This is a genomic window from Streptomyces sp. 7-21 (assembly GCF_016741785.1).
Classification (GTDB): domain Bacteria; phylum Actinomycetota; class Actinomycetes; order Streptomycetales; family Streptomycetaceae; genus Streptomyces.
Map to the genome: position 1 here is coordinate 193,358 of NZ_JAERRL010000005.1, position 20,953 is coordinate 214,310.

Genomic DNA, 20,953 nt, shown 5'->3' on the forward strand with positions numbered 1-20,953 from the left:
GACAGGACTTCGGGCCACCTCAGCCGCTGTCCGGCCCGGTCCCGCGGGGCACACGGCGGGCGGGACCGGCCCCGCGGTCCGTGGTGCGCGTGCGCGACGGAAACGGCCCCGGTACCGGGCGGGCCGGAACCGGGGCCGTGTCACGCGCGGGCCGCTGCCGCGGGCGCGGGGCGGCTCACACGTCGAAGTACAGCTCGAACTCGTGCGGGTGCGGACGCTGGGCCATCGGCGCGATCTCCTTCTCGCGCTTGAAGTCGATCCAGGTCTCGATCAGGTCCTCGGTGAAGACGCCGCCCGCCTGGAGGTACTCGTTGTCGGCCTCCAGGGCGTCGAGCACGGCCGGCAGGGACGCCGGGATCTGCGCGACCTCGGCGTGCTCCTCGGGGGCCAGCTCGTAGAGGTCCTTGTCGATCGGCTCGGCGGGCTCGATCTTGTTCTTGATGCCGTCGAGGCCCGCGAGCAGCATCGCGGAGAACGCCAGGTACGGGTTGGCCGAGGGGTCGGGCGCGCGGAACTCGATGCGCTTGGCCTTGGCGTTGGAACCGGTGATCGGGATGCGCAGCGCGGCGGAGCGGTTGCGCTGCGAGTAGACCAGGTTGACCGGGGCCTCGAAGCCGGGCACCAGGCGGTGGTAGGAGTTCACCGTCGGGTTGGTGAACGCGCACAGCGAGGGCGCGTGCTTGAGGATGCCGCCGATGTAGTACCGCGCGATGTCGGACAGGCCCGCGTAGCCCTGCTCGTCGTAGAAGAGCGGGTTGCCGCCCTGCCACAGCGACTGGTGGCAGTGCATGCCGCTGCCGTTGTCGCCGAAGATCGGCTTCGGCATGAAGGTGGCGGTCTTGCCGTTGCGCCAGGCGACGTTCTTGACGATGTACTTGAACAGCATCAGGTCGTCGGCGGCGGCCAGCAGCGTGTTGTACTGGTAGTTGATCTCGGCCTGGCCGGCGGTGCCCACCTCGTGGTGCTGGCGCTCCACCTTCAGACCGGCCTTGATCAGTTCGAGCGTGATCTCGGCACGCAGGTCGGCGAAGTGGTCGACCGGGGGAGCCGGGAAGTAGCCGCCCTTGTACCGGACCTTGTAGCCCCGGTTGCCGCCCTCCTCGATAGCACCGGTGTTCCAGGCGCCCGCCTCGGAGTCGATGTAGTAGTACCCCGCGTTGGAGCGGGTCTCGAAACGGACGTCGTCGAAGACGTAGAACTCCGCCTCCGGGCCGAAGTACGCGGTGTCGGCGATCCCCGAGGAGGCCAGGTAGGCCTCGGCCTTCTTCGCGACGTTCCGCGGGTCACGGCTGTACTCCTCGCCGGTGACCGGGTCGTGGATGAAGAAGTTGATGTTGAGCGTCTTGTCCTTGCGGAACGGGTCGAGCCGCGCGGTGGACAGGTCGGGAACCAGCGCCATGTCGGACTCGTGGATGGCCTGGAAGCCGCGGATCGACGATCCGTCGAACATCAGGCTCCCCGCCGGGTCGAAGGCCTCGACCGGCACCGTGAGGTGCTGCATGATGCCCGGCAGATCGCAGAAGCGAACGTCAATGAATTTGACGTCGTTGTCCGCGATGTACTTGTTGATCTCGTCGGCGTTCTGGAACATCCGATGTCCTCCTAGGCCCGCCGGAGGCGGCGGGAAATGTGCAGCTCGGGGAGAGGCCCAGCACGTGGGTCTGCCGGGGCCGACCCTAGAGACGCGCCATTTCTCCGGCATGACCCGATTGTTTCGCTGACGTTAACCGGGAGCGGGGGGATGTTCCCGGCACGACCGGGCCGCCGGCCGGGGGAACGGCTCCGTTACCGTGGAGGGCGTGGACAAGAGGCAGGCGATCGGCTCGTGGCTCTCCGGGCCCCGCGCGGCGGCCCAGGACATGGGCGTGGACTTCGGTTACCGGGGGGAGCGGCTCGGCCTCCCCGAGGAGGGAACGGGGGCAATCGCGCCGCTCGGACGGCGGGTGGCCGCCCTGTTCATCGACTGGGGCCTGTGCATGCTGATCGCATACGGTCTGCTCGCCAACCAGGACGACCCGGCTTCGATCAGCAACTGGACGCTGCTGGTCTTCGTGATCATGGCGATCCTGACCGTCGGCACGATCGGGATGACGCCCGGCAAGCGGCTGCTCGGGCTGCGGGTGGTGGCGCTCGGCGGCGGGCGGCTGCCGTTCCTGCGGGCCGCGATGCGGTCGGTGCTGCTGGCGCTGGCCATTCCGCCGCTCATCTGGGACCGCGACTCGCGGGGGCTGCACGACCGCCTCACACACGCCGTGCAGGTCCGCGCCTGAGCCCCCGGCGCCGCCCGCGTGACCCGCGGAGGACCCGCGGGCGAGAAAGCGGGAAGAAGCGCGGAGAAACGCCGGGAAAGGCCCAGAGCAGCCGGGAGCAGCCGAGAAGCAGCCGGGAGAGAGAAAGCCCCTCGCGCGGCGCGCGAGGGGCGGTGGCTTGGTGGTGCGGGCTTTTTCAGCGGCCCCGGCGCTGCACGTTCCCCTTCGGCAGGCGCATGCCCTTCGGCATCGGGCCCTTCGGCAGCGGAAGGTTGTTCATCAGGTCGCCCATGGCGCGCAGCCGGTCGTTCACCTCGGTCACGCGCGGCCCCGACAGCACCTTGGGGTACTTCAGGATCTTCGTGCGCAGCTTCTTCAGCTCGACCTGGCCCTCGCCCGTGCCGACGATGATGTCGTGCACCGGCACATCCGAGACGACACGGTTCATGCGGCGCTTCTCATCGGCGATCATGCCCTTGAGGCGGTTGGGGTTGCCCTCGCCGACCAGCACGATGCCGTACTTGCCGACCGCGCGGTGGACCACGTCCTGGTTGCGGTTGACCTTCACGGCGGGGGTGAAGACCACGCCGCGCCGCATGTTCTCCAGCACGGCCGCGGCTGCGCCCGGCTTGCCCTCCATCTGGCTGAAGGCAGCCCGCTCGGCGCGGCGGCCGAAGACGATCGCCGTCGTCAGCAGCGCCACCAGCACACCCAGGATGCCGAGGTAGATGGGGTGCCCGATCAGGAAGCCGAGGCCGAGGATCACGCCGAAGGTGCCCAGGCCCACGATGGCGAGAACCAGGCCGATCCAGCGGTCGGCCCGCTTCGTCATCTGGTAGGTCAGGCCGATCTGCTTCAGCCGGCCTGGGTTCTCGGAAACCTGTTCCTTTTCCTTCCGCGCCATGCGGTCAAGTCTACGCAGGTCACCCGCACGGGCGCCCGGCCGGGGCGCGCGGCCCCGCACCGGCGCCCGCTCCCGGGCCCGGTGCGGTCTGAAGGCCGCTGCCGCCCTTACGCCGCCTGCCCGGCCTCGCGGCGGGCGATGGCCTGCTGGTACAGCCGCCCGGCGCGGTAGGACGAGCGCACCAGCGGGCCGGACATGACGCCCGCGAAGCCGATCTCCTCGGCCTCCTCGCGCAGCTCAACGAACTCCTGCGGCTTCACCCAGCGCTCCACCGGGTGGTGGCGCACGCTGGGCCGCAGGTACTGCGTGATCGTGATCAGCTCGCAGCCGGCGCCGTGCAGGTCACGCAGGGCCTGGCTGATCTCCTCGCGGGTCTCGCCCATGCCGAGGATCAGGTTCGACTTGGTGACCAGGCCGGCCTCGCGGGCCCGGGTCAGCACCTCAAGCGACCGCTCGTAGCGGAACGCCGGGCGGATGCGCTTGAAGATCCGCGGCACCGTCTCGACGTTGTGCGCCAGCACCTCCGGGCGCGCGTCGAAGACCTCGCCCAGCAGCGCCGGGTCGCCGTTGAAGTCCGGGATCAGCAGCTCCACGCCGGTGCCCGGCATCAGGCCGTGGATCTGCCGCACGGTCTCCGCGTACAGCCACGCACCGCCGTCCGGGAGGTCGTCGCGCGCGACGCCGGTGACCGTCGCGTACCGCAGGCCCATCTGCCGCACGGACTCCGCGACGCGGCGCGGCTCGTCGCGGTCCAGCTCGGCGGGCTTGCCGGTGTCGATCAGGCAGAAGTCGCAGCGCCGCGTGCACTGCTCACCGCCGACGAGGAACGTCGCCTCGCGGTCCTCCCAGCACTCGAAGATGTTGGGACAGCCCGCCTCCTGGCAGACCGTGTGCAGCCCCTCACGCTTCACCAGCCCCTGGAGGTCGCGGTACTCGGGGCCCATCACCGCCCGGGTCTTGATCCACTCGGGCTTCCGCTCGATCGGGGTCTGGCTGTTGCGGACCTCCAGCCGCAGCAGCTTCCGGCCTTCGGGTGCGACAGCGGACACGTCCGGCTCCCTACACTTTCGATTCTTCGGCGAACCCCAGCGTACGCCTTTGCTTATGCCGGTCAGACGGCGCGGGGCAGGAGCGTCGCCGACTCCATCACCGCCGTCAGGTGCTTCTCGATGACGGGGACGACCTCCTCGACGGTGACCTTCCTGCCCAGCTCCTCGGAGAGCGACGTCACCCCGGCGTCCCGGATCCCGCAGGGCACGATCCGGTCAAACCAGGTCGTGTCCGGACAGCAGTTGAGCGCGAAACCGTGCATGGTCACGCCCTTGGCGACCCGGATGCCGATCGAGCACAGCTTGCGGTCCTCGCCGCGCTGCCCGGCGTTCGACGGCGCGTACTCGGGCCCGGACAGGCGCGGGTCGTACTCCTCGTCGTTCAGCCGGGGGTCGAAGTCCAGCTTCAGGCCGCCCGTGGGCGCGTTCCCGCCGCTGGCGTCGCCCAGCACCCACACGCCGCTGCGGCCCTCCACCCGCGTGGTCTCCAGGCCGAACTCGGCGCAGGTGCGGATCACCGCCTCCTCCAGGCGCCGCACGTGGGCGACCACGTCGACCGGGCGCGGCAGCTTCATGATCGGGTAGCCGACGAGCTGGCCCGGGCCGTGCCAGGTGATCTTGCCGCCGCGGTCCACGTCCACCACCGGGGTGCCGTCCAGCGGCCGCTCGCTGTCCTCGGTCCGGCGGCCCGCCGTGTAGACCGGGGGATGCTCCAGCAGCAGGCAGGTGTCCGGGATCTCGTCTGCGAAACGCGCGGTGTGGACCCGGCGCTGCTCCTGCCACGCCGCGTGGTACTCGACGGCCTCGTCTCCGAAGCCCAGGTGGACAAAGCGCAGCTCGCTCACGGCGGCATCCTCTCGAAGACCCTGCGAACCACTGTACGACTGCCTCGCAGGGGCGTTCCGCCTACCCCTTCCACGCTCCTGACCTGCTCAGGCGTGCACTCACACATACGGATGAATCCTCGCCGGAGGCGGCGAATAACTGGAGCTGGACCGTTACATTCGCGCCGTTCCAGCCACAAGCCGCAAGGCAGGAGACCGCACCGCCGATGTCCACGGAACGTCCCCGAGGCTCGTCCTCTCCGCAGTCCGCCTCGTCCCCCCACCGCACTCCCAACCGCCAGCTCGCCGCGCTGATCGCCGAGGCGGGATTTTCACACGCCGGGCTGGCCCGGCGTGTCGACCAGCTCGGCCTCGAACACGGTCTCGATCTGCGCTACGACAAGACCTCGGTCACCCGCTGGCTGCGCGGCCAGCGCCCGCGCGGCACTACACCGGCCCTCATCGCCGAGGTCTTCACCCGCCGCCTGGGCCGCCGCCTGTCCGCCCAGGACCTCGGTCTGGAGGCGTGCGCACCCGTGTACGCGGGGCTTGAGTTCGCCGCCAGCCCCGCCGAGGCGGTGGACATCGTCTCCGGGCTCTGGCGCAAGGACTCCGGCAGCCTGGCCGAGCTCCGCAAGATCGCCTTCACTCCCGCTGGTCTCGTCGTCCCCAGCCGCGACTGGCTCATCGGACGCCCCGACGAGCGGGTCGCCCGCGGTGAGCCGCCCGGTCCCGCCCCCCGGGTGCCCGAGCAGACGCGCGGCACGGCCGCCCGCCCAGGGCAGCCGTCCGCCACCGTCAGGCAGCTGCGCCCGGGGCAGCGCGGCCAGCCCGGCGCCGCCCCGGCGCCGGGAGCACCAGGCGCACCGGGGGGCCAGGGGAGCCCGCAGTCCGGACGGCCGGGCACCCGCCCCGCCGAGCGTGCCGACCGGATCGAACGCGGGCCCGGGCAGCGGGTTACCGCGGGCGATATCGCGGCGCTGCGCTCCGTTGCCGATCTGTTCCGGACGCTGGACCAGAGGTACGGCGGCGGCCACGCGCGCCAGGCGCTCGTGCGCTACCTCGAGCACGAGCTGGAGCCCATGCTGCGCGGCACCTACGGCGAGCAGACCGGGCGGCGGCTGTTCTCCGCGGCCGCCGAGCTGACCCGCCTCGCCGGCTGGACCGCCTACGACATCGCCGCCCACGGCCTGGCCCAGCGGTACTTCGTGCAGGCGCTGCGGCTGGCCCAGGCGGCCGGCGACCGGCCCTACGGCAGCTACGTGCTGGTGTCGATGAGCCGCCAGGCGGTCTACCTGGGCCACGGCCGGGAGGCGGTGCAGCTCGCCCGGGTCGCCCAGCAGGGCACGGCCAGCTCCGCCGCGCCCCCGGTGCAGGCGCTGCTCCACGCCGTCGAGGCGCGCGGGCACGCGCTGCTCGGCGAGGTCCGCTCCTGCACCGCCGCGCTCGCCAGGGCCGAGCGCGCGCTGGAGGCCGAGCGCCCGGCCGAGGAGGTGCCGCACTGGGCGCGGTTCTTCGACGAGGCGCAGCTCGCCGACGAGCTGGGGCACTGCCACCGCGACCTCAAGCAGTACCGCGCCGCCGCCCGGCACGCCGAGCGCTCGCTCCAGCTGCGCAGCCCGGAGTACGCCCGCAGCCGGCTGTTCTGCCGCATGGTGCTGGCGTGCGCGCGGCTGGGCCTGGGCGATCTGGAGCAGGCGTGCGAGCTGGCGGCCGAGGCGGCGCAGCAGGCCAGCGAGATGCGTTCGGCACGCGCCCACGAGTACATCCAGGACTTCGAGCGCCGCCTGGAGCCGTACCGGGACACCGCGGCCGTGCGCGGCTACCGCGACCGGGTCGCGGCGCTCGCCTGAGCCCTGCCCCGGGGCCGCGGCGCGTCAGCCGGCCGCCGCCCCCGCCGGGAGCCGGGGCCGCAGCCCGGCGTCGGCCAGCAGGTCGGCGGCCGCCCGGCGCGCCGAGGCCAGGTCGCCGACCAGGCCCGGCACGTCGCGGTGGTCGCCGCACACGTACAGGCCGTCGAGCAGCCGGGTGCGCCGCACCCCGGGGAACGGCCGCGGCGTCACCGGGACGGCGCGCGGGTCGTGGTACGCGGCCAGCAGCTCCCAGTCGTCGGCCGGGACGTCGTACAGCTCGGTGAGCTGGGTGCGCGCCGCCTTGTCCAGCACGTCGACGGGCTCGCAGGCGTGCGGGCCGAGCGCAACGGAGGTGACCAGGGCCCGCCCCGAGGGCGCGCGCTCGGGATCGGCCGCCGAGGCGACCAGCGTGTACGCCAGCGGCCCGCGCGCCGCGCCGTCCACGAGCACGGCCGGGGCCGCGCCTGGCGGCACGGCCGCGGCGTGGTGCAGCACGGTCGCGGGCCGGTGCTCGGGCACCCGCACGCCGGGCAGCAGCCGCGCCGCCTCGCGCGCCCCCGTGGCGAGCACGACGGCGCGGCAGCGGAACGTGCCGTGCTCCCGCGTGACGACGGCGGTGGTGGCGACCGACTCGGCGCGCACGCCGGTGCGTATCCGGACGCGCCCGCGCTCGCCGTGCAGCAGCACGCTGGTGAGCGCCGCCGCGCCCCCGGCGGGCAGGCTGACGCCGCCGCCCGGGCCGGCGGTCTCCTCCGGTTCGCCCCGCAGCAGCGCCAGCAGCGGGCGGAGCGCCCCCGGCGTGCCGCTGCGGCCGCGTCCGGGCAGGCCGGTCAGCAGCACCCCGCCGCTCAGCGGCCGCAGCGGCAGCGGTGAGGGGAGCCGGGCGAGTTCGGGATGGCCGGGGGGCAGGATCGGACTGGAACGGTCCAGCCGGAAGCCGTCCTGGTGCGCGGTGGCCAGGCGGCCCCCGATCGTTCCGGCTGCTTCGAGAACGGTCACCGTAAGCCCGGCGGCACCCAGGTGATGGGCGGCGGCGAGTCCGGCCGGGCCGGCCCCGATGACGATGACGTCGCTGTCGTTGTCGCTGTCCCTGCGGGGCGTTCGGGTGCGTGGCACGTGCCCTCCTGGTGAGGCGGTCGGTGCGTCCGAGCGGCGGAAGCCAGGGCCGGTAGGCCCTTCGAACTGATGCCCGCTCGGGTCGCGGGAAACGCGGCCAGCAAGGACCTTCTCAGCGCCACGGCCGCCCCGTCGACGGCGCACACACCGGGGAGAGAGGCACGCCAGAGCACGACGCACGCGCGGCCCGCCGGCCGCCAGGAGCGGCCGGCGGGCACCTAGCGGGGCTCGGCCAGCGCCGCCCGCAGGGCCTCCTCGATGCCCGGATGGGCGAAGGAGAAGCCTGCCGCCAGCAGCCGACCCGGCAGCACCCGCTGGCTGCCGAGCACGTCCCCGGCGAACTCGCCCAGCACCAGGCGCAGCACCGGCGCCGGTACCGCGAAGACGGCCGGGCGTCGCAGCACCCGCCCCATCGCCCGCGTCACCTCGCGGTTGGTCACCGGCTCGGGACCGGTGAGGTTCACCGGCCCGGACAGCGGGCAGTCCTCGCGCAGCAGGAACCGCAGCGCCGCGACGTGGTCCCGCAGCGAGATGAAGCTCCAGTACTGCCGCCCGCTGCCCAGCCGCCCGCCGAGCCCGGCGCGGAAGACGGGGAACAGCGGCCCCCACGCCCCGCCCGACCGCGCCACCACCAGGCCGGTGCGCGCGAGGACCGTGCGCACCCCCGCCTCGCGGGCGGGACCGGCCGCCGCCTCCCAGTCCTGGCACACCTCGGCCAGAAAGCCCGTGCCCGCCGGAGCGTCCTCGTCCACGGGCCGGTCGCCGGTATCGCCGTAGTAGCCGATGGCGCTGCCGCACACGAACGTCCGCGGCGGCGCGTCCAGCGAGGCGATCGCGGCGGCCACGGCGGCCGTCCCCAGCACCCGGCTGTCGCGCAGCGTCCGCTTGTAGGCAGCGGTCCAGCGCCGCTCGGCGACGCCCGCGCCCGCCAGGTGCACCACGGCGTCGCAGCCGGCGAGCGCGGCGGCGTTGACCTCCTGCTCCCGGCCGCTGGGATCCCAGCGCGCCTCGTCCTCGGCCGCGGGCGCGCGCCGCACCAGCCGCACCACCTGGTGGCCGTCGGCGCGCAGCGCCCGGACCAGGGCGGAGCCGACGAGCCCGGACGAGCCGGTGACGGCGACGCGCTGGCGAGCGGCAGGGGCATCGTTTCCGGGGGCGTTCACGGCGGAGTCGTTCACGGGCGTCATCCTGCCAGCGTCCGGCCCGGAAACGTGCCCGGCAGCCGCGCGCGGGCGCCGGCCAGCGCCGCCGGTCCGCCGCCCGCAGCCCCCGTACCCGTCACCCAGGGCCGTGAACCCGCCGCGCACGTGTCCCCGACACGAAAAAAAGGCGACAGAAGGTGTCGGGTTTGGCTGCCAAGGTCGTGGCGAACCGAGACACGAACGGAAGGGAACACGCGTGGACAAGCGCAGCACCTCACCGACGGCACTCGCCGGGAAGACCGCCCTGGTCGCCGGGGCGACGCGCGGCGCGGGACGCGCCATGGCCGTCGAGCTCGGGTACGCCGGGGCGACGGTCTACGTCACCGGGCGCACCACCCGGACCAGCGTCAGCGAGGTCGGGCGCGCCACGGAGACCATCGAGGAGACGGCCGAGCTGGTGACGGCGGCGGGCGGCGAAGGCATCGCCGTGCCCACCGACCATCTGGAGCCCGAGCAGGTGAAGGCGCTCGTGGCGCGCATCGATGCCGAGCGCGGGCGCCTGGACATCCTCGTCAACGATCTGTGGGGCGCCGACCACCTGCTCGACGTCGGGTTCACCACCGCGATGTGGGACATCCCGCTGGAGCAGGGGCTGCGGATGCTGCGGCTGGGCGTGGAGAGCCACATCATCACCAGCCACTTCGCCCTGCCGCTGCTTATCCGGCGGCCGGGCGGCCTGCTGGTGGAGATCACGGACGGCACCGCCGAGTCCAACGCGCGCTACCGCGAGCACTTCTACTACGACCTCGCCAAGTACGCGCCGATCCGGATGGCGTTCGCGCTGGGGCAGGAGCTGAAGCCCAAGGGGTGCACGGCCGTGTGCGTCACGCCCGGCTGGCTGCGGTCCGAGGCGATGCTCGACACGCACTTCAAGGTCACCGAGGAGAACTGGCGCGAGGGGGTGAAGAAGGACCCGCACTTCGCCATCTCCGAGTCCCCGGCCTACGTGGCGCGGGGCGTGGCGGCGCTGGCGGCCGACCCGGACGTGGCCCGCTGGAACGGGAAGTCGCTCAGCAGCGCGCAGCTGGCGCGCGAGTACGGCTTCACCGACACGGACGGGTCGCAGCCGGACTGCTGGGGGTACCTGTCGGCGGCCGTGTACGAGGGCCGGGACGTGGACCCCGCCGACTACCGCTGACCGCCCGCTGCCCGGGCAGGGGGTGCCCGCCCGGGCAGCGTCTCACCCCACCCCGTAGAGGGCGGCGGACCGGCGGGCGGCCTCGGCGAACCGCTGCCGCAGCGAGTCCGGCGCCAGCACCTCGCCCTCCGGGCCGAGCATGAGCAGCTGCGAGTAGGCGACCTCGAGCGACTCGACCGCCACCGTCACCGTGACCCACCCCGCCTCGTCCGGCTCCCCGGCCCGCGCCAGCGCCTCCTCGGCCGCGGCACGGTCGGTCGCGACACGCAGCAGCCGGGCGCCCAGCGGCGACACCCGCACCGTCACCCGGTCCCGCAGCAGCGAGCGGGCGAACTCCGCGGCGCGCTGCTCCCAGAAGGCGGCCAGCTCGAACGTTTCGTCGCGTGCGAACCGCTCGCCCGTGGCCTCAGCGGCCGTGAAGCGTTCCACCCGGTAGACCCGGAAGCCGCCGCCCTCGGCCCGCGCCGTCAGGTACCAGACGCCGGCCTTGAGCACCAGCCCGTACGGGTCGAGCGTCCGCGTCACCTCCTGGCCGTCGCGGCGCGTGTACCGCACACGCAGCCGCAGGTCGTCCCAGACGGCCTCGGCGACCGCGGGCAGCAGCGGGGGCGTCTGGGGCGGCTGCCACCAGCCGGGGGCGTCCAGGTGGAAGCGCTGGGCCGCGCTCTGCGGCGCGTCCCGCAGCTCGGGCATCAGCGCTGCCGAGACCTTCAGCCGGGCGGCGGAGGCGGCGTCCGCCAGCCCCATGTCGCGCAGCGCCGTGGGCACGCCGGAGAGGAACAGCGCCTCGGCCTCGCTGCGGCCCAGCCCCGTCAGCCGGGTGCGGTAGCCGCCGGTCAGCCGGTAGCCGCCCCCGCGCCCGCGGTCGGCGTAGACGGGCACGCCCGCCTCGGAGAGGGCCAGCACGTCACGGGAGACGGTGCGCTCGGAGACCTCGAGCTCCTCGGCGAGTTCGGCGGCGGTCATCTCGCGACGCGCCTGGAGGAGCAGCACCATCTTGATCAGCCGTGCCGCGCGCATGGGCTTTATCTTGCCCCGCTCCGCACGGCCGCTGAGCCGTCACCGGAGGGCCGGGCCCCGTGCTCTGGCGCGACGTACGGGACCCGGGCCTCGGGCTTTGCACCGCACCGCAGGGCAGGACAGGAAGCGGTACGGCTGCGAGCACTGTAGGCACTGATCGATGATCGATCAAAGGGTTCGGGCAAAATTGGCATTCCGTGCCAGCGCAAGCCCCCTCATTCCGGGACGGACCCCAAACTGTCAGGCACGGGGTGCACAGTTGAGCACGTGCACCTTCACCAGCTCGCCGATGCGCGGATCGCGCCGCACGAACGCGTCCACCAGCTCCTGGTGCTCCTCGGCGAAGGACTGCTGCCGCGTGCCGAGCCACCGTATGGACAGCGCCGTGACGATCTCGATGCCCAGGGACTCCCAGGTGTGCAGCAGCACGCTGTTGCCCGAGGCCGCCACCAGCGCGCGGTGGAAGGCGACCGTGTGTCCGACCTGCGCCTCGGCGTCGCCGTGCCGGTCGGCCTCGTACAGCGCCGTGACCTCCGGCTCCAGCGCGGAGACGTCCGTGGCGAGCCGCTCGGCCGCCAGCTCGGCGGCGATCTGCTCCAGCCCGGCCCGCACCGGGTAGATCTCCTCCAGGTCGGCGGCGGTCAGCGCCCGCACCCGCACCCCCTTGTTGGGGGCCGACTCGATCAGCCGCAGCGCCTCCAGCTCGCGCAGCGCCTCCCGGACGGGGGTCTGGCTGACCTGGAGCTCGACCGCGATCCGCCGCTCCACGATCCGCTGGCCCGGCTGCCAGCGCCCGCTGACGATGCCCTCCACGATGTGCTCGCGGATCTGCTTGCGCAGCGAGTGGACGACGGGCGGACTCATCTTCGCTCCTGTGGGGTGTGCACACGGGTTGCGCCCCGCCCGGATACCCCGGACGGGGCGCGCCGCACCGGTGGGCCCCTGCGCAGGGGCCCACCGGTCTGACAGGCCGGTCACGACCGGCAGGTCACGACAGGCCGAGCTCGCCCTCGAACTCGCCGGCCTCCAGCCGGGCCTTGACGTCGTTCAGGTACCGGGCCGCGTCGGCGCCGTCCACCAGCTGGTGGTCGTAGGAGAGCGTCAGGTAGACCATGTCGCGGATGGCGATGGTCTCGCCGAGCTCCGGGTGGTTGACCACGACCGGGCGGCGCACGGTGGCGCCGATGCCCAGCTCCGCCACCTGCGGGTAGTTCACGATGATCGTGTCGAACAGCGCACCGCGCGAACCGGTGTTGCTGATCGTGAACGTGCCCCCGGACATGTCGTCCGGTGCCAGGCCGCCGTTGCGGACCTTGTCGGCCAGCTCCGCCGTCTTCTTGGCGATACCCGCCAGGCTCAGGTCGCCGGCGCCCTTGATGACCGGGACCATCAGGCCCTTCTCGGAGTCCACGGCGATGCCGATGTTCTCCACGTCGTGGTACGTGATGGTGCCGTCGTCGTTGATCCTGGCGTTGATGGCCGGGTGGTACTTGAGGGCCTCCGCCGCCGCCTTCACGAAGAAGGGCATCGGCGACAGCTTCACGCCTTCGCGGGCCAGGAACGCATCCTTGGCCCGGGCCCGCAGCCGCATGATCCGCGTGACGTCGACCTCGACCACGGTGGAGAGCTGCGCCTGGTTGTGCAGCGCCCTCATCATGTTCTCGGCGATGACCTTGCGGATCCGCGACATCTTGACCGTCTGGCCGCGCAGCGGCGACGGCTGCGCCGCCGGACGGCTCGGCGCCGCGGCCGGGGCGGCGGCCGCCGGAGCCGCCTGCGCCGCCTTGGCGGCCTCGGCCGCCGCGAGCACGTCCTGCTTGCGGATGCGGCCGCCGACGCCGGAGCCCTTGACCTGGGTCAGGTCGACGTTGTGCTCGGCGGCGAGCTTGCGCACCAGCGGCGTGACGTAGACGCCGTCGGCAGCGGGCGCGGCCGCCGGCGCGGGCTGCGCGGCCGGTGCGGGCTGGGGAGCCGGGGCCGGAGCCGGCTCAGGCGCCGGGGCCGGGGCCGGAGCGGGGGCGGGGGCGGGGGCGGGAGCCTGCGCGGCCGGTGCGGGCTGGGGAGCCGGAGCCGGAGCGGGCTCAGGCGCCGGGGCCGGAGCGGGCTCAGGCGCCGGCGCCGCGGGCTCGGCGGGAGCGGCCGGGGCGGCGCCCGCCGCACCGATCACGCCAAGCTTCGCGCCCACCTCGGCCGTCTCGTCCTCGCCCACCGTGATCTCCAGCAGCGTGCCGGAGACCGGGGCGGGGATCTCGGTGTCCACCTTGTCGGTGGAGACCTCCAGCAGCGGTTCGTCGGCCTCCACCTCCTCGCCGACCGACTTCAGCCAGCGGGTGACGGTGCCCTCGGTCACGCTCTCGCCCAGCGCGGGGAGCACCACGTCGGTGCCCTCCGCGCCGCCGCCCTGCGGCGCGGGCGCGGGCGCCTGCGCGGCGGGCTCCGGCTGCGCCGGGGCGGGCGCGGGCGCGGGCTCAGGCTCGGGGGCCGGGGCGGACTCGGCAGCGGGTGCCGGGGCGGCGGCCGGGGCGCCGGAGCCGTCGTCGATGACGGCCAGCTCGGCGCCGACCTCCACGGTCTCGTCCTCGGCGACCCTGATGGAGGTCAGCACGCCCGCGGCGGGGGCGGGGATCTCGGTGTCCACCTTGTCGGTGGAGACCTCCAGCAGCGGCTCGTCGGCCTCGACGCGCTCGCCCTCGGCCTTGAGCCAGCGGGTGACGGTGCCCTCGGTCACGCTCTCGCCGAGCGCCGGCAGGGTTACGGAAACCGCCATGGTCTCTGGTGCTCCTTACGAAAAATGCGGTTGATGTCGCGCTGACGGGGAAGTTCGCGGCCAGGTCGTCAGTCGTGGGAGTGCAGCGGCTTGCCGGCCAGGGCCAGGTGGGCCTCGCCCAGGGCCTCGTTCTGCGTCGGATGCGCGTGGATGAGCTGTGCCACCTCGGAGGGCAGCGCCTCCCAGTTGTAGATCAGCTGTGCCTCGCCGACCTGCTCACCCATCCGGTCCCCGACCATGTGGACGCCGACCACGGCGCCGTCGCGGACCCGCACGAGCTTGATCTCGCCCGCCGTCTTGAGGATCTTGCTCCTGCCGTTGCCGGCGAGGTTGTACTTCAGGGTGACGACCTGGTCGGCACCGTACACCTCCTTGGCCTTGGCCTCCGTGAGGCCGACGGAGGCGACCTCCGGGTGGCAGTACGTCACCCGGGGCACGCCGTCGTAGTCGATCGGCACGGGGGACAGACCCGCCGCCCGCTCCGCCACCAGGATGCCCTCGGCGAAGCCGACGTGCGCGAGCTGCGGCGTCGGGATGAGGTCACCGACCGCCGAGACCGTCGGCACGTTGGTCTGGCAGTACTCGTCGACCAGCACGTAGCCGCGGTCCATCGCGATCCCGGCTTCCTCATACCCCAGCCCCTGCGAGACCGGGCCGCGGCCGATGGCGACGAGCAGCACCTCGGCCTCGAAGCTCTTGCCGTCCTCCAGGGTGACCCGGACGCCGCTGTCGGTGTACTCAGCCGCCTTGAAGAAGGAGCCGAGCGAGAAGGAGATGCCGCGCCTGCGGAACGCCCGCTCCAGCAGCTTCGAGGTGTTCTCGTCCTCGGCGGGCACCAGGTGCGGCAGGCCCTCGACGATGGTGACGTCGGTGCCGAAGGACTTCCACAGCGAGGCGAACTCCACGCCGATGACGCCGCCGCCGAGCACGATGGCCGACTTCGGCACCCGGTCAAGAGTGAGGGCGTGGTCGGAGGAGATGATCCGGTCGCCGTCGATGGTCAGGCCGGGCAGGGACCGGGGCACCGAACCGGTGGCCAGGACGACGCGGCGCCCGGTGTAGCGCTGGCCGCCCACGTCCACGGAAGTGGGGGAGGACAGCCGCCCCTCACCCTCGACGTACGTGATCTTCCGCGAGGCCACCAGGCCCTGGAGGCCCTTGTACAGGCCGGAGATCACGCTGTCCTTGTAGGCGTGCACCGCGGCCATGTCGATGCCGTCGAAGGACGTCTTCACGCCGAACTCCCCGCCCGACCGGGCGGCGTCGGCGACCTCGCCCGCGTGCAGCAGGGCCTTCGTGGGGATGCAGCCGTTGTGCAGGCAGGTGCCACCGAGCTTGTTCTTCTCGATGAGGGCGACGTCCAGGCCAAGCTGTGAGGCGCGCAGGGCCGCTGCGTAACCACCGCTGCCGCCACCGAGGATCACTAGGTCGAACACGGTGCTGGCGTCGTTCGCCACGTCACGTTCCTCCAAGGATGGGGTTGTGGGCCGCTGGTCGCGGCCTGCGTGCGGCTCGCCGTCGTGGTGGAGCCTGGCCCTGTCCTGCCGGGTCACCATCTTCGCACCCCGCACCGCGCGCCGGGCAGCGGCCCCGGCCGCCGCAGGCGGACCGGGGCCGCGGAACGGTGTGGGGTTTCTCACCCCGCGAGGTCGCCGGCGGCTGCCCGTTCCGCCAGGCGGACCAGGGTGCGCACCGCCGAACCGGTGCCGCCCTTGGGGGTGTAGCCGAACGCGGACCCCTCGTTGAACGCCGGTCCCGCGATGTCCAGGTGCGCCCAGCGGGTGCCGTCGGGCACGAACCCCTTCAGGAAGATGCCGGCCGCCAGGCCGCCGCCCCGGCGCGGGCCGACGTTCGCCACGTCCGCGACCGGCGAGCGCAGGCCCTCGGCGAGATCGGCGGGCATCGGCAGCGGCCAGGACTGCTCCCCGGCCTGCTCGGCCGTCTCGTGCACCAGGTCGCGGAAGGCGTCGTCGTTGCCCAGCACGCCGAACGTGCGGTCGCCCAGCGCCACGGTCATCGCGCCGGTCAGCGTCGCCACGTCGACCAGCGCGTCCGGCGACTCCTCGCTGGCCCGCACGAGCGCGTCGGCCAGCACCAGGCGGCCCTCGGCGTCGGTGTTGCGCACCTCCACCGTCCGGCCGCCGTACATCGTCAGCACGTCACCGGGGCGGCTCGCCGACCCGGACGGCATGTTCTCCGCGAGCGCCAGCCAGCCGGTGAGGTTCACCTTCAGGCCCAGCCGCTTCGCGGCCACCACGGCCGCGAAGACCGCGGCCGCGCCGCTCATGTCGCACTTCATCGTCTCGTTGGCGCCGACCGGCTTCAGCGACAGGCCGCCCGAGTCGTACGTGATGCCCTTGCCGACCAGCGCCAGCGAGGACGTGGCCGCCTCGTGCGTGTACGCCAGCCGCACCAGCCGCGGCGGCGTCGCCGAGCCCTTGCCGACACCGAGGATGCCGCCGTAGCCGCCCTCGGTGAGCGCCTGCTCGTCGAGCACCTCAACGGCCAGCCCGAACTCCTCGGCGGCCGCCCGCGCGGCGGCGGCGAAGTCCTCGGGGGACAGGGCGTTCGCGGGCGTGTTGACCAGGTCACGAGCGCGTGCCACCTCGGCGGCGAGCACCGTGGCCCGCTCGGCGGCGGCGCGGTGGTCCGCCGCGTCCGCCGCGGGCGTCAGCACGGTCACCTCGGCCAGCGGCGCCTGGCTGTCGTCCTCCCGCTCACCGCGGAAGGCTGTGAACGCGTAGGCGCCCAGCAGCGCGCCCTCGGCGACGGCGGCCACCGCCGCGGCGTCGCCCGCCGGCAGCCCGAACGCGGCGCGCCGGGTCCCGGCCAGCGCCCGGGCGGCGGAGCCCGCCGCGCGGCGCAGTGTCTCGGCCGGCCAGGCACCCTCCTGGCCGTCGCTCCCGGCGCCTTCCGGGGCCGCGCCGAGGCCGACGGCGACGACAAGCGGAGCGGCGAGGCCCTCGGGCGCGGGCAGCTTGGTGATCTCCTCCTCGGCACCCTTGGCGCCCACCGTCGCCAGCAGGGCGGCCAGTCTGCCGCCGAACGCCACGTCCACCTCGGACGCGGCCGAGCCGGGGGCCAGAGCCGGGCCCTCCTCACCCTTGACGAGACCGATCACGACGGCGTCGGAGTCGGCCTGCGCGGCGGAGGAGGAACTGAGGGTCAGTGAAGTCACAGCGTGGGTCCGTTCCGTCGTGGGGCAGGGGACGGTCCTCGGCACCTCCCAGGAGACCGGGGGCGGGACGTCTGGCAGTGAAGCCTACGCCCGGGGGCCGGGTTGTCACGCGGTGAGGGTGAGTACGACGAGCGTTACGGTGGCGGCCGTCTCCGCCAGCGCCCCCAGCACGTCGCCGGTGACCCCGCCCAGCCGCCGCACGCAGCGGCGCAGCAGCAGCTCGGCGGCCCCCAGCCCCAGCACCACGGCGGCCGCGCCGCCCACCACGCCCGCCGGGGCATCCGCGGCGGTCAGCCCGCCCAGGACGGCGCCCAGCGCGACGGCGCCGGCCGCCACCGCCAGCGCCCGCGGCGCGGCCACCGTGCCCGCCACCGCCGCGCCGAGCCCGTCGGGGGCGGCTGCCGGGACGCCGCTGCGGCACGCCGACGTCAGGGCGGTGCGCGCGGCGAGCTGGGCCAGCAGGGCGGCGGCGGGTGCCGCCCAGTAGCCCCGGTGGCACAGCTCGTACAGGGCAGCCGTCTGCGCCAGCAGCACCAGCACCAGCGTGACGACCGCGAACGGCCCGGTGTCGGACCGCTTCATCACCCGCCGCGCCTCCTCGGCGGGCCGGCCGCTGCCCAGCCCGTCGGCGACGTCGGCCAGGCCGTCCAGGTGCAGCCCACGCGAGAGGTACGCGGGGACGGCGACGGCGGCGACGGACGCCAGCAGCCAGCCCATCTCCAGCTCGCGCACCACGGCCGCGGCCGCCGCGGCGGCGAGCCCCACCGTCAGGCCCACCACCGGGGCGCAGAGCATGCCCTGCCCGGCCGTCCGCCGGTCCCATGCCACCGGGCCGCCGACGGGCAGCACCGTGAGCGTTCCGAACGCGAACCGCAGGCCCGCGCGCGGCAGGGCCGCCATCGTCAGGTCGCTTCGGCGATGGCCGCGGCGTCCTCCGCCTCACCGCCGTCCGGCCCGCCGGCGGACGCGGGGTCCGCCGCGTCCGGTTCCCCGGTGCCGGGCTCCTCGCCCGCGGGCAGTTCGGCGGCCAGCTGGGCGGCGGCGCGGACCAGCGGCAGCGCCAGCAGCGCCCCCGTGCCCTCGCCGGCCGTCACCCCGTGGTCCAGCAGCGGCCGCATCGACAGCCGGTCGAGGGCCTTGGCCTGCCCCGGCTCGCCGCTGGCGTGGCCCGCGATCCACCAGTCGGGGGAGCGGAACGCGATCCGCTGCGCCACCAGCGCGCAGGCCGCCGAGACCACGCCGTCGAGGATGACGGGCGTGCGGCGCACCGCGCACTGGAGCAGGAAGCCGGTCATCGCTGTCAGGTCGGCCCCGGCGGCGGTCGCCAGCAGCCGCAGCTGGTCGCCGATCACCGGGCGGGCCCGGCGCAGCCCGTCCCGGATGGCGGCGCACTTGCGCATCCACATCAGGTCGTCGATCCGCTGCCCGCCCCGGCCGGTGACGACGGAGGCGTCCGTGCCGCACATGGCGGCGATCAGCACTCCGGCCGCGGTCGTGCCGCCGACGGAGATGTCGCCGAGCGCGATCAGGTCCGTGCCGGAGTCGGCCTCCTCGTCGGCCAGGTCGACGCCGGCCTGGAACGCCTCCTCCGCTTCCGCCAGGGTCAGCGAGTCCTCGACGTCCAGCCGCCCGGAGCCCCGGCGCACCCGGCGCGAGGTGACCTCGGCGGGCAGGTCGCCGGCGGGGCAGTCCAGCGAGGTGTCCACGACGCGCACCGGCACCCCGGAGCCGCGCGCCAGCACGGCCACCGGGCTGGTGCCGTCCAGCACGCCGCGCACCAGGTCGACCGCGCCGCCCTGCGGCCGCGCCGAGACGCCGAGCGCGGCGACGCCGTGGTCGCCGGCGAAGAGCACGGCCTTGGGCCGCTCGATCGGCCCGGCAGGGACCCGGCCCTGGACCGCCGACAGCCAGGCGCCGGTCTCGTCCAGCCGTCCCAGCGCCCTCGGCGGCACCGGGCCATGCGCCCGGCGCTCCGCAGCGTCCCGCCGCAGCTGGGCACTTGGGCGCTCGATGAGTTTGCCGAAGGCATCGAGATTCACACCGCCGTCGCTCATGGCCCTGAGCGTACCGTCCGGCCCCGCGCCCGTCGCCCGTGCACGCGGTCAGGTCCGCAGCGGGCAGACCACCCCCGCGGTGACGAGCAGCACCTGCTCGCACTCGGCGGCAACGGCCGCGTTGAGCCTGCCCAGTTCGTCGCGGAAGCGGCGGCCGGAGGCGGTGGCGGGCACGACGCCGGAGCCGGCCTCGTTGCTGACGAGCACCATGGTGCGGCGGCTGTCGCGGACGGCGGCGGCGAGGGCGGCGGTGCGCGCGGCCAGGCGGGCGGCGGCGCCGTGCTCCCACCGCTCGTCGTCCCAGGCGCCGGCGGCGTCCATCACCCGGGTCAGCCACAGCGTCAGGCAGTCCACCAGCAGCGGCGGCCCGTCCGCGTCGGCGAGCAGCGGCTCCAGGTCGGTGGTCTCGACCGTGGACCAGCCCGCCGGGCGGCGGGCGCGGTGCGCCTCAATCCGGGCGGCCCACTCCGGGTCCCCGTCGCCGCGGCCCGCCGTGGCGACGTAGACGACGCCCGGATAGGCCGCCAGCCGCCGCTCCGCTTCGGCCGACTTGCCGGACCGCGCCCCGCCGAGCACCAGCGTGCGGCGCGGCGGCTCCGGCGGCGGCCGGTAGTCGGCGGCGCGCAGCGTCGTGCCGTCCGGCTCGGCCCGCGCGCCCGCGGCCGCCAGGCGGCGCCGGGTCTCGGCGCCCGGCGGCACGTCGTGGTCCAGATGCACCGCCAGCACGTCGGTCATGGGCGTGACCGCCCCCCAGGCGCGGAGCGCTGCCAGCCCGTCGGGCCGCCCGGTCACGTCCAGCAGGCACACGTCGAACGGCGGCCCGTACCCGTCGCGCGCGGCGGGCGCCGCGCCGGGCGGCAGGTACAGCAGCCGGTCGCCGTCGGGGCCCGTCACGGCGTAGCCCGTGCCCTCGCCGTCCACGGCCAGCGCCCGCACCCGGTGGCCGCTGAGCAGGGCCAGGTCGCCGCCGGGCGGCACCCGGACGGGCGCGGGCAGCCCGGGCGGCACGTGCGCCGCCGCGCCGCCGGCGTGGGGGTGGCTCAGGAGCAGCTGCCGCACGCCGTGCAGCGACCGGCCCGCCCGCGCGGCCGACAGCACCGCGCCGGGAGCCAGATCGAGCAGCAGCACGTCGTCGACGAGCACGCAGGCCGGCGTCCTGGCGTGCTCGCCGAGCGCGCGGGCACACGGGGCGCAGGGGCACCCGGGGCGGGGCAGTCCGCCGGGGGCGCCGGTGCCGAGCAGGGTGATGTCCACACCGCGATCCTCTCCCGGAACCGGCTGGTACCGCGCGGTCAGGCTGGGGGGAAAAGCTGACGTGATCTAGGCTGGCGCATCGCGGGCGTCACGAAGGCCAGCAGCGGATCGGCACACGGCGGGAGGCGTACATGGCGTGGGAGTGGCGCTTCGAGAAGGCGGACGGCACGGTGACCGAACCGTCGTCGTCGCCCGGCGACTTCGGCACCCAGGGCGACGCCGAGTCATGGATCGGCGAGACCTGGCGGCAGCTGCTGGAGGAGGGCGTCGACCAGGTCACGCTCCTGGAAGACGGCGTGAAGGTCTACGGCCCGATGAGCCTGCACGCGGCCACCGAGGACTGAC

At 74.4% G+C, this 20,953-nt stretch carries 18 protein-coding genes; 4 read left to right on the top strand and 14 right to left on the bottom strand.

The annotated features are described in order from the left end of the window. Positions 1-175: 175 nt before the first annotated feature. Entirely contained in the window at positions 176-1,591 is a 1,416-nt protein-coding gene (gene glnA, locus JK356_RS08430; protein ID WP_201866953.1) for a type I glutamate--ammonia ligase, read from the bottom strand. Positions 1,592-1,799: 208 nt separating this feature from the next. Between glnA and JK356_RS08435 the strand changes: the two genes are divergently transcribed. Further along, positions 1,800-2,270, top strand: a complete 471-nt coding sequence (locus JK356_RS08435) for an RDD family protein (RefSeq protein ID WP_201866954.1) — start codon at positions 1,800-1,802, stop codon at positions 2,268-2,270. Between the two features lie 175 nt (positions 2,271-2,445). On the opposite strand, the gene JK356_RS08440 is transcribed toward JK356_RS08435, so the two are convergent. The 3 genes from JK356_RS08440 to lipB all read right to left on the bottom strand — a co-directional run bounded on the left by JK356_RS08440 (position 2,446) and on the right by lipB (position 5,047). Continuing rightward, positions 2,446-3,153, bottom strand: a complete 708-nt coding sequence (locus JK356_RS08440) for a DUF4191 domain-containing protein (RefSeq protein ID WP_201866955.1) — start codon at positions 3,151-3,153, stop codon at positions 2,446-2,448. A 107-nt stretch (positions 3,154-3,260) separates the two neighbouring features. Continuing rightward, positions 3,261-4,202: a lipoyl synthase gene (gene lipA, locus JK356_RS08445; protein ID WP_201866956.1), complete on the bottom strand. Its 942-nt coding sequence runs from the start codon at positions 4,200-4,202 to the stop codon at positions 3,261-3,263. Positions 4,203-4,264: 62 nt separating this feature from the next. Further along, a complete protein-coding gene (lipB, locus tag JK356_RS08450) occupies positions 4,265-5,047 on the bottom strand; it encodes a lipoyl(octanoyl) transferase LipB (RefSeq protein ID WP_201866957.1) in 783 nt (260 codons plus the stop codon). Between the two features lie 206 nt (positions 5,048-5,253). On the opposite strand from lipB, the gene JK356_RS08455 reads away from it, so the two are divergent. After that, entirely contained in the window at positions 5,254-6,879 is a 1,626-nt protein-coding gene (locus JK356_RS08455; protein ID WP_201866958.1) for a regulator, read from the top strand. Between the two features lie 24 nt (positions 6,880-6,903). Here the strand turns inward: JK356_RS08455 and JK356_RS08460 are convergent, their stop codons facing one another. Both JK356_RS08460 and JK356_RS08465 read right to left on the bottom strand, forming a co-directional pair. Continuing rightward, positions 6,904-7,995, bottom strand: coding sequence for an FAD-dependent oxidoreductase (locus JK356_RS08460; RefSeq protein WP_307815475.1), 1,092 nt, complete (start codon positions 7,993-7,995; stop codon positions 6,904-6,906). Positions 7,996-8,213: 218 nt separating this feature from the next. Continuing rightward, entirely contained in the window at positions 8,214-9,182 is a 969-nt protein-coding gene (locus JK356_RS08465; protein WP_201866959.1) for a TIGR01777 family oxidoreductase, read from the bottom strand. Positions 9,183-9,393: 211 nt separating this feature from the next. Between JK356_RS08465 and JK356_RS08470 the strand changes: the two genes are divergently transcribed. After that, positions 9,394-10,335 (top strand): SDR family oxidoreductase, encoded by a 942-nt coding sequence (locus JK356_RS08470; protein ID WP_201866960.1) that lies wholly within the window; start codon positions 9,394-9,396, stop codon positions 10,333-10,335. 42 nt (positions 10,336-10,377) lie between these two features. Here JK356_RS08470 and JK356_RS08475 read toward each other — a convergent pair whose 3' ends face one another. From JK356_RS08475 to JK356_RS08510, 8 genes are all read right to left on the bottom strand, one after another. Then, positions 10,378-11,355 (bottom strand): YafY family protein, encoded by a 978-nt coding sequence (locus JK356_RS08475; protein ID WP_201866961.1) that lies wholly within the window; start codon positions 11,353-11,355, stop codon positions 10,378-10,380. A gap of 240 nt (positions 11,356-11,595) precedes the next feature. Further along, a complete protein-coding gene (locus JK356_RS08480; protein WP_201866962.1) occupies positions 11,596-12,219 on the bottom strand; it encodes a GntR family transcriptional regulator in 624 nt (207 codons plus the stop codon). A 124-nt stretch (positions 12,220-12,343) separates the two neighbouring features. Next, on the bottom strand, positions 12,344-14,122 hold the full coding sequence (sucB, locus tag JK356_RS08485) for a 2-oxoglutarate dehydrogenase, E2 component, dihydrolipoamide succinyltransferase (RefSeq protein WP_201866963.1): 1,779 nt from the start codon (positions 14,120-14,122) through the stop codon (positions 12,344-12,346). A 68-nt stretch (positions 14,123-14,190) separates the two neighbouring features. Then, positions 14,191-15,579, bottom strand: a complete 1,389-nt coding sequence (gene lpdA, locus JK356_RS08490) for a dihydrolipoyl dehydrogenase (RefSeq protein ID WP_201866964.1) — start codon at positions 15,577-15,579, stop codon at positions 14,191-14,193. Positions 15,580-15,758: 179 nt separating this feature from the next. Continuing rightward, positions 15,759-17,300 (bottom strand): leucyl aminopeptidase, encoded by a 1,542-nt coding sequence (locus JK356_RS08495; protein WP_201866965.1) that lies wholly within the window; start codon positions 17,298-17,300, stop codon positions 15,759-15,761. A 105-nt stretch (positions 17,301-17,405) separates the two neighbouring features. Further along, a complete protein-coding gene (locus JK356_RS08500; RefSeq protein ID WP_201866966.1) occupies positions 17,406-18,200 on the bottom strand; it encodes an adenosylcobinamide-GDP ribazoletransferase in 795 nt (264 codons plus the stop codon). 2 nt (positions 18,201-18,202) lie between these two features. Continuing rightward, the gene (locus tag JK356_RS08505) at positions 18,203-19,354 is read right to left on the bottom strand and encodes a nicotinate-nucleotide--dimethylbenzimidazole phosphoribosyltransferase (protein ID WP_201866967.1); all 1,152 of its coding nucleotides are present in this window, start codon (positions 19,352-19,354) and stop codon (positions 18,203-18,205) included. Between the two features lie 48 nt (positions 19,355-19,402). After that, positions 19,403-20,608 carry a bifunctional adenosylcobinamide kinase/adenosylcobinamide-phosphate guanylyltransferase gene (locus JK356_RS08510; RefSeq protein WP_201866968.1) on the bottom strand — a complete coding sequence of 402 codons (1,206 nt, stop codon included), beginning with the start codon at positions 20,606-20,608 and terminating at the stop codon, positions 19,403-19,405. A 131-nt stretch (positions 20,609-20,739) separates the two neighbouring features. Here JK356_RS08510 and JK356_RS08515 point away from each other — a divergent pair, with 131 nt between their 5' ends. Next, entirely contained in the window at positions 20,740-20,952 is a 213-nt protein-coding gene (locus JK356_RS08515; protein ID WP_201866969.1) for a hypothetical protein, read from the top strand. Position 20,953 lies beyond the last annotated feature (1 nt).

What these genes read in the sequence shown, in the direction of transcription:
- glnA (WP_201866953.1), bottom strand. Translation starts at nt 1,591, where the DNA reads ATGTTCCAGAACGCCGACGAGATCAACAAGTACATCGCGGACAACGAC.
- JK356_RS08440 (WP_201866955.1), bottom strand. Translation starts at nt 3,153, where the DNA reads ATGGCGCGGAAGGAAAAGGAACAGGTTTCCGAGAACCCAGGCCGGCTG.
- JK356_RS08455 (WP_201866958.1), top strand. Translation starts at nt 5,254, where the DNA reads ATGTCCACGGAACGTCCCCGAGGCTCGTCCTCTCCGCAGTCCGCCTCG.
- JK356_RS08465 (WP_201866959.1), bottom strand. Translation starts at nt 9,182, where the DNA reads ATGACGCCCGTGAACGACTCCGCCGTGAACGCCCCCGGAAACGATGCC.
- JK356_RS08475 (WP_201866961.1), bottom strand. Translation starts at nt 11,355, where the DNA reads ATGCGCGCGGCACGGCTGATCAAGATGGTGCTGCTCCTCCAGGCGCGT.
- JK356_RS08480 (WP_201866962.1), bottom strand. Translation starts at nt 12,219, where the DNA reads ATGAGTCCGCCCGTCGTCCACTCGCTGCGCAAGCAGATCCGCGAGCAC.
- sucB (WP_201866963.1), bottom strand. Translation starts at nt 14,122, where the DNA reads ATGGCGGTTTCCGTAACCCTGCCGGCGCTCGGCGAGAGCGTGACCGAG.
- JK356_RS08500 (WP_201866966.1), bottom strand. Translation starts at nt 18,200, where the DNA reads ATGGCGGCCCTGCCGCGCGCGGGCCTGCGGTTCGCGTTCGGAACGCTC.
- JK356_RS08505 (WP_201866967.1), bottom strand. Translation starts at nt 19,354, where the DNA reads ATGAGCGACGGCGGTGTGAATCTCGATGCCTTCGGCAAACTCATCGAG.
- JK356_RS08515 (WP_201866969.1), top strand. Translation starts at nt 20,740, where the DNA reads ATGGCGTGGGAGTGGCGCTTCGAGAAGGCGGACGGCACGGTGACCGAA.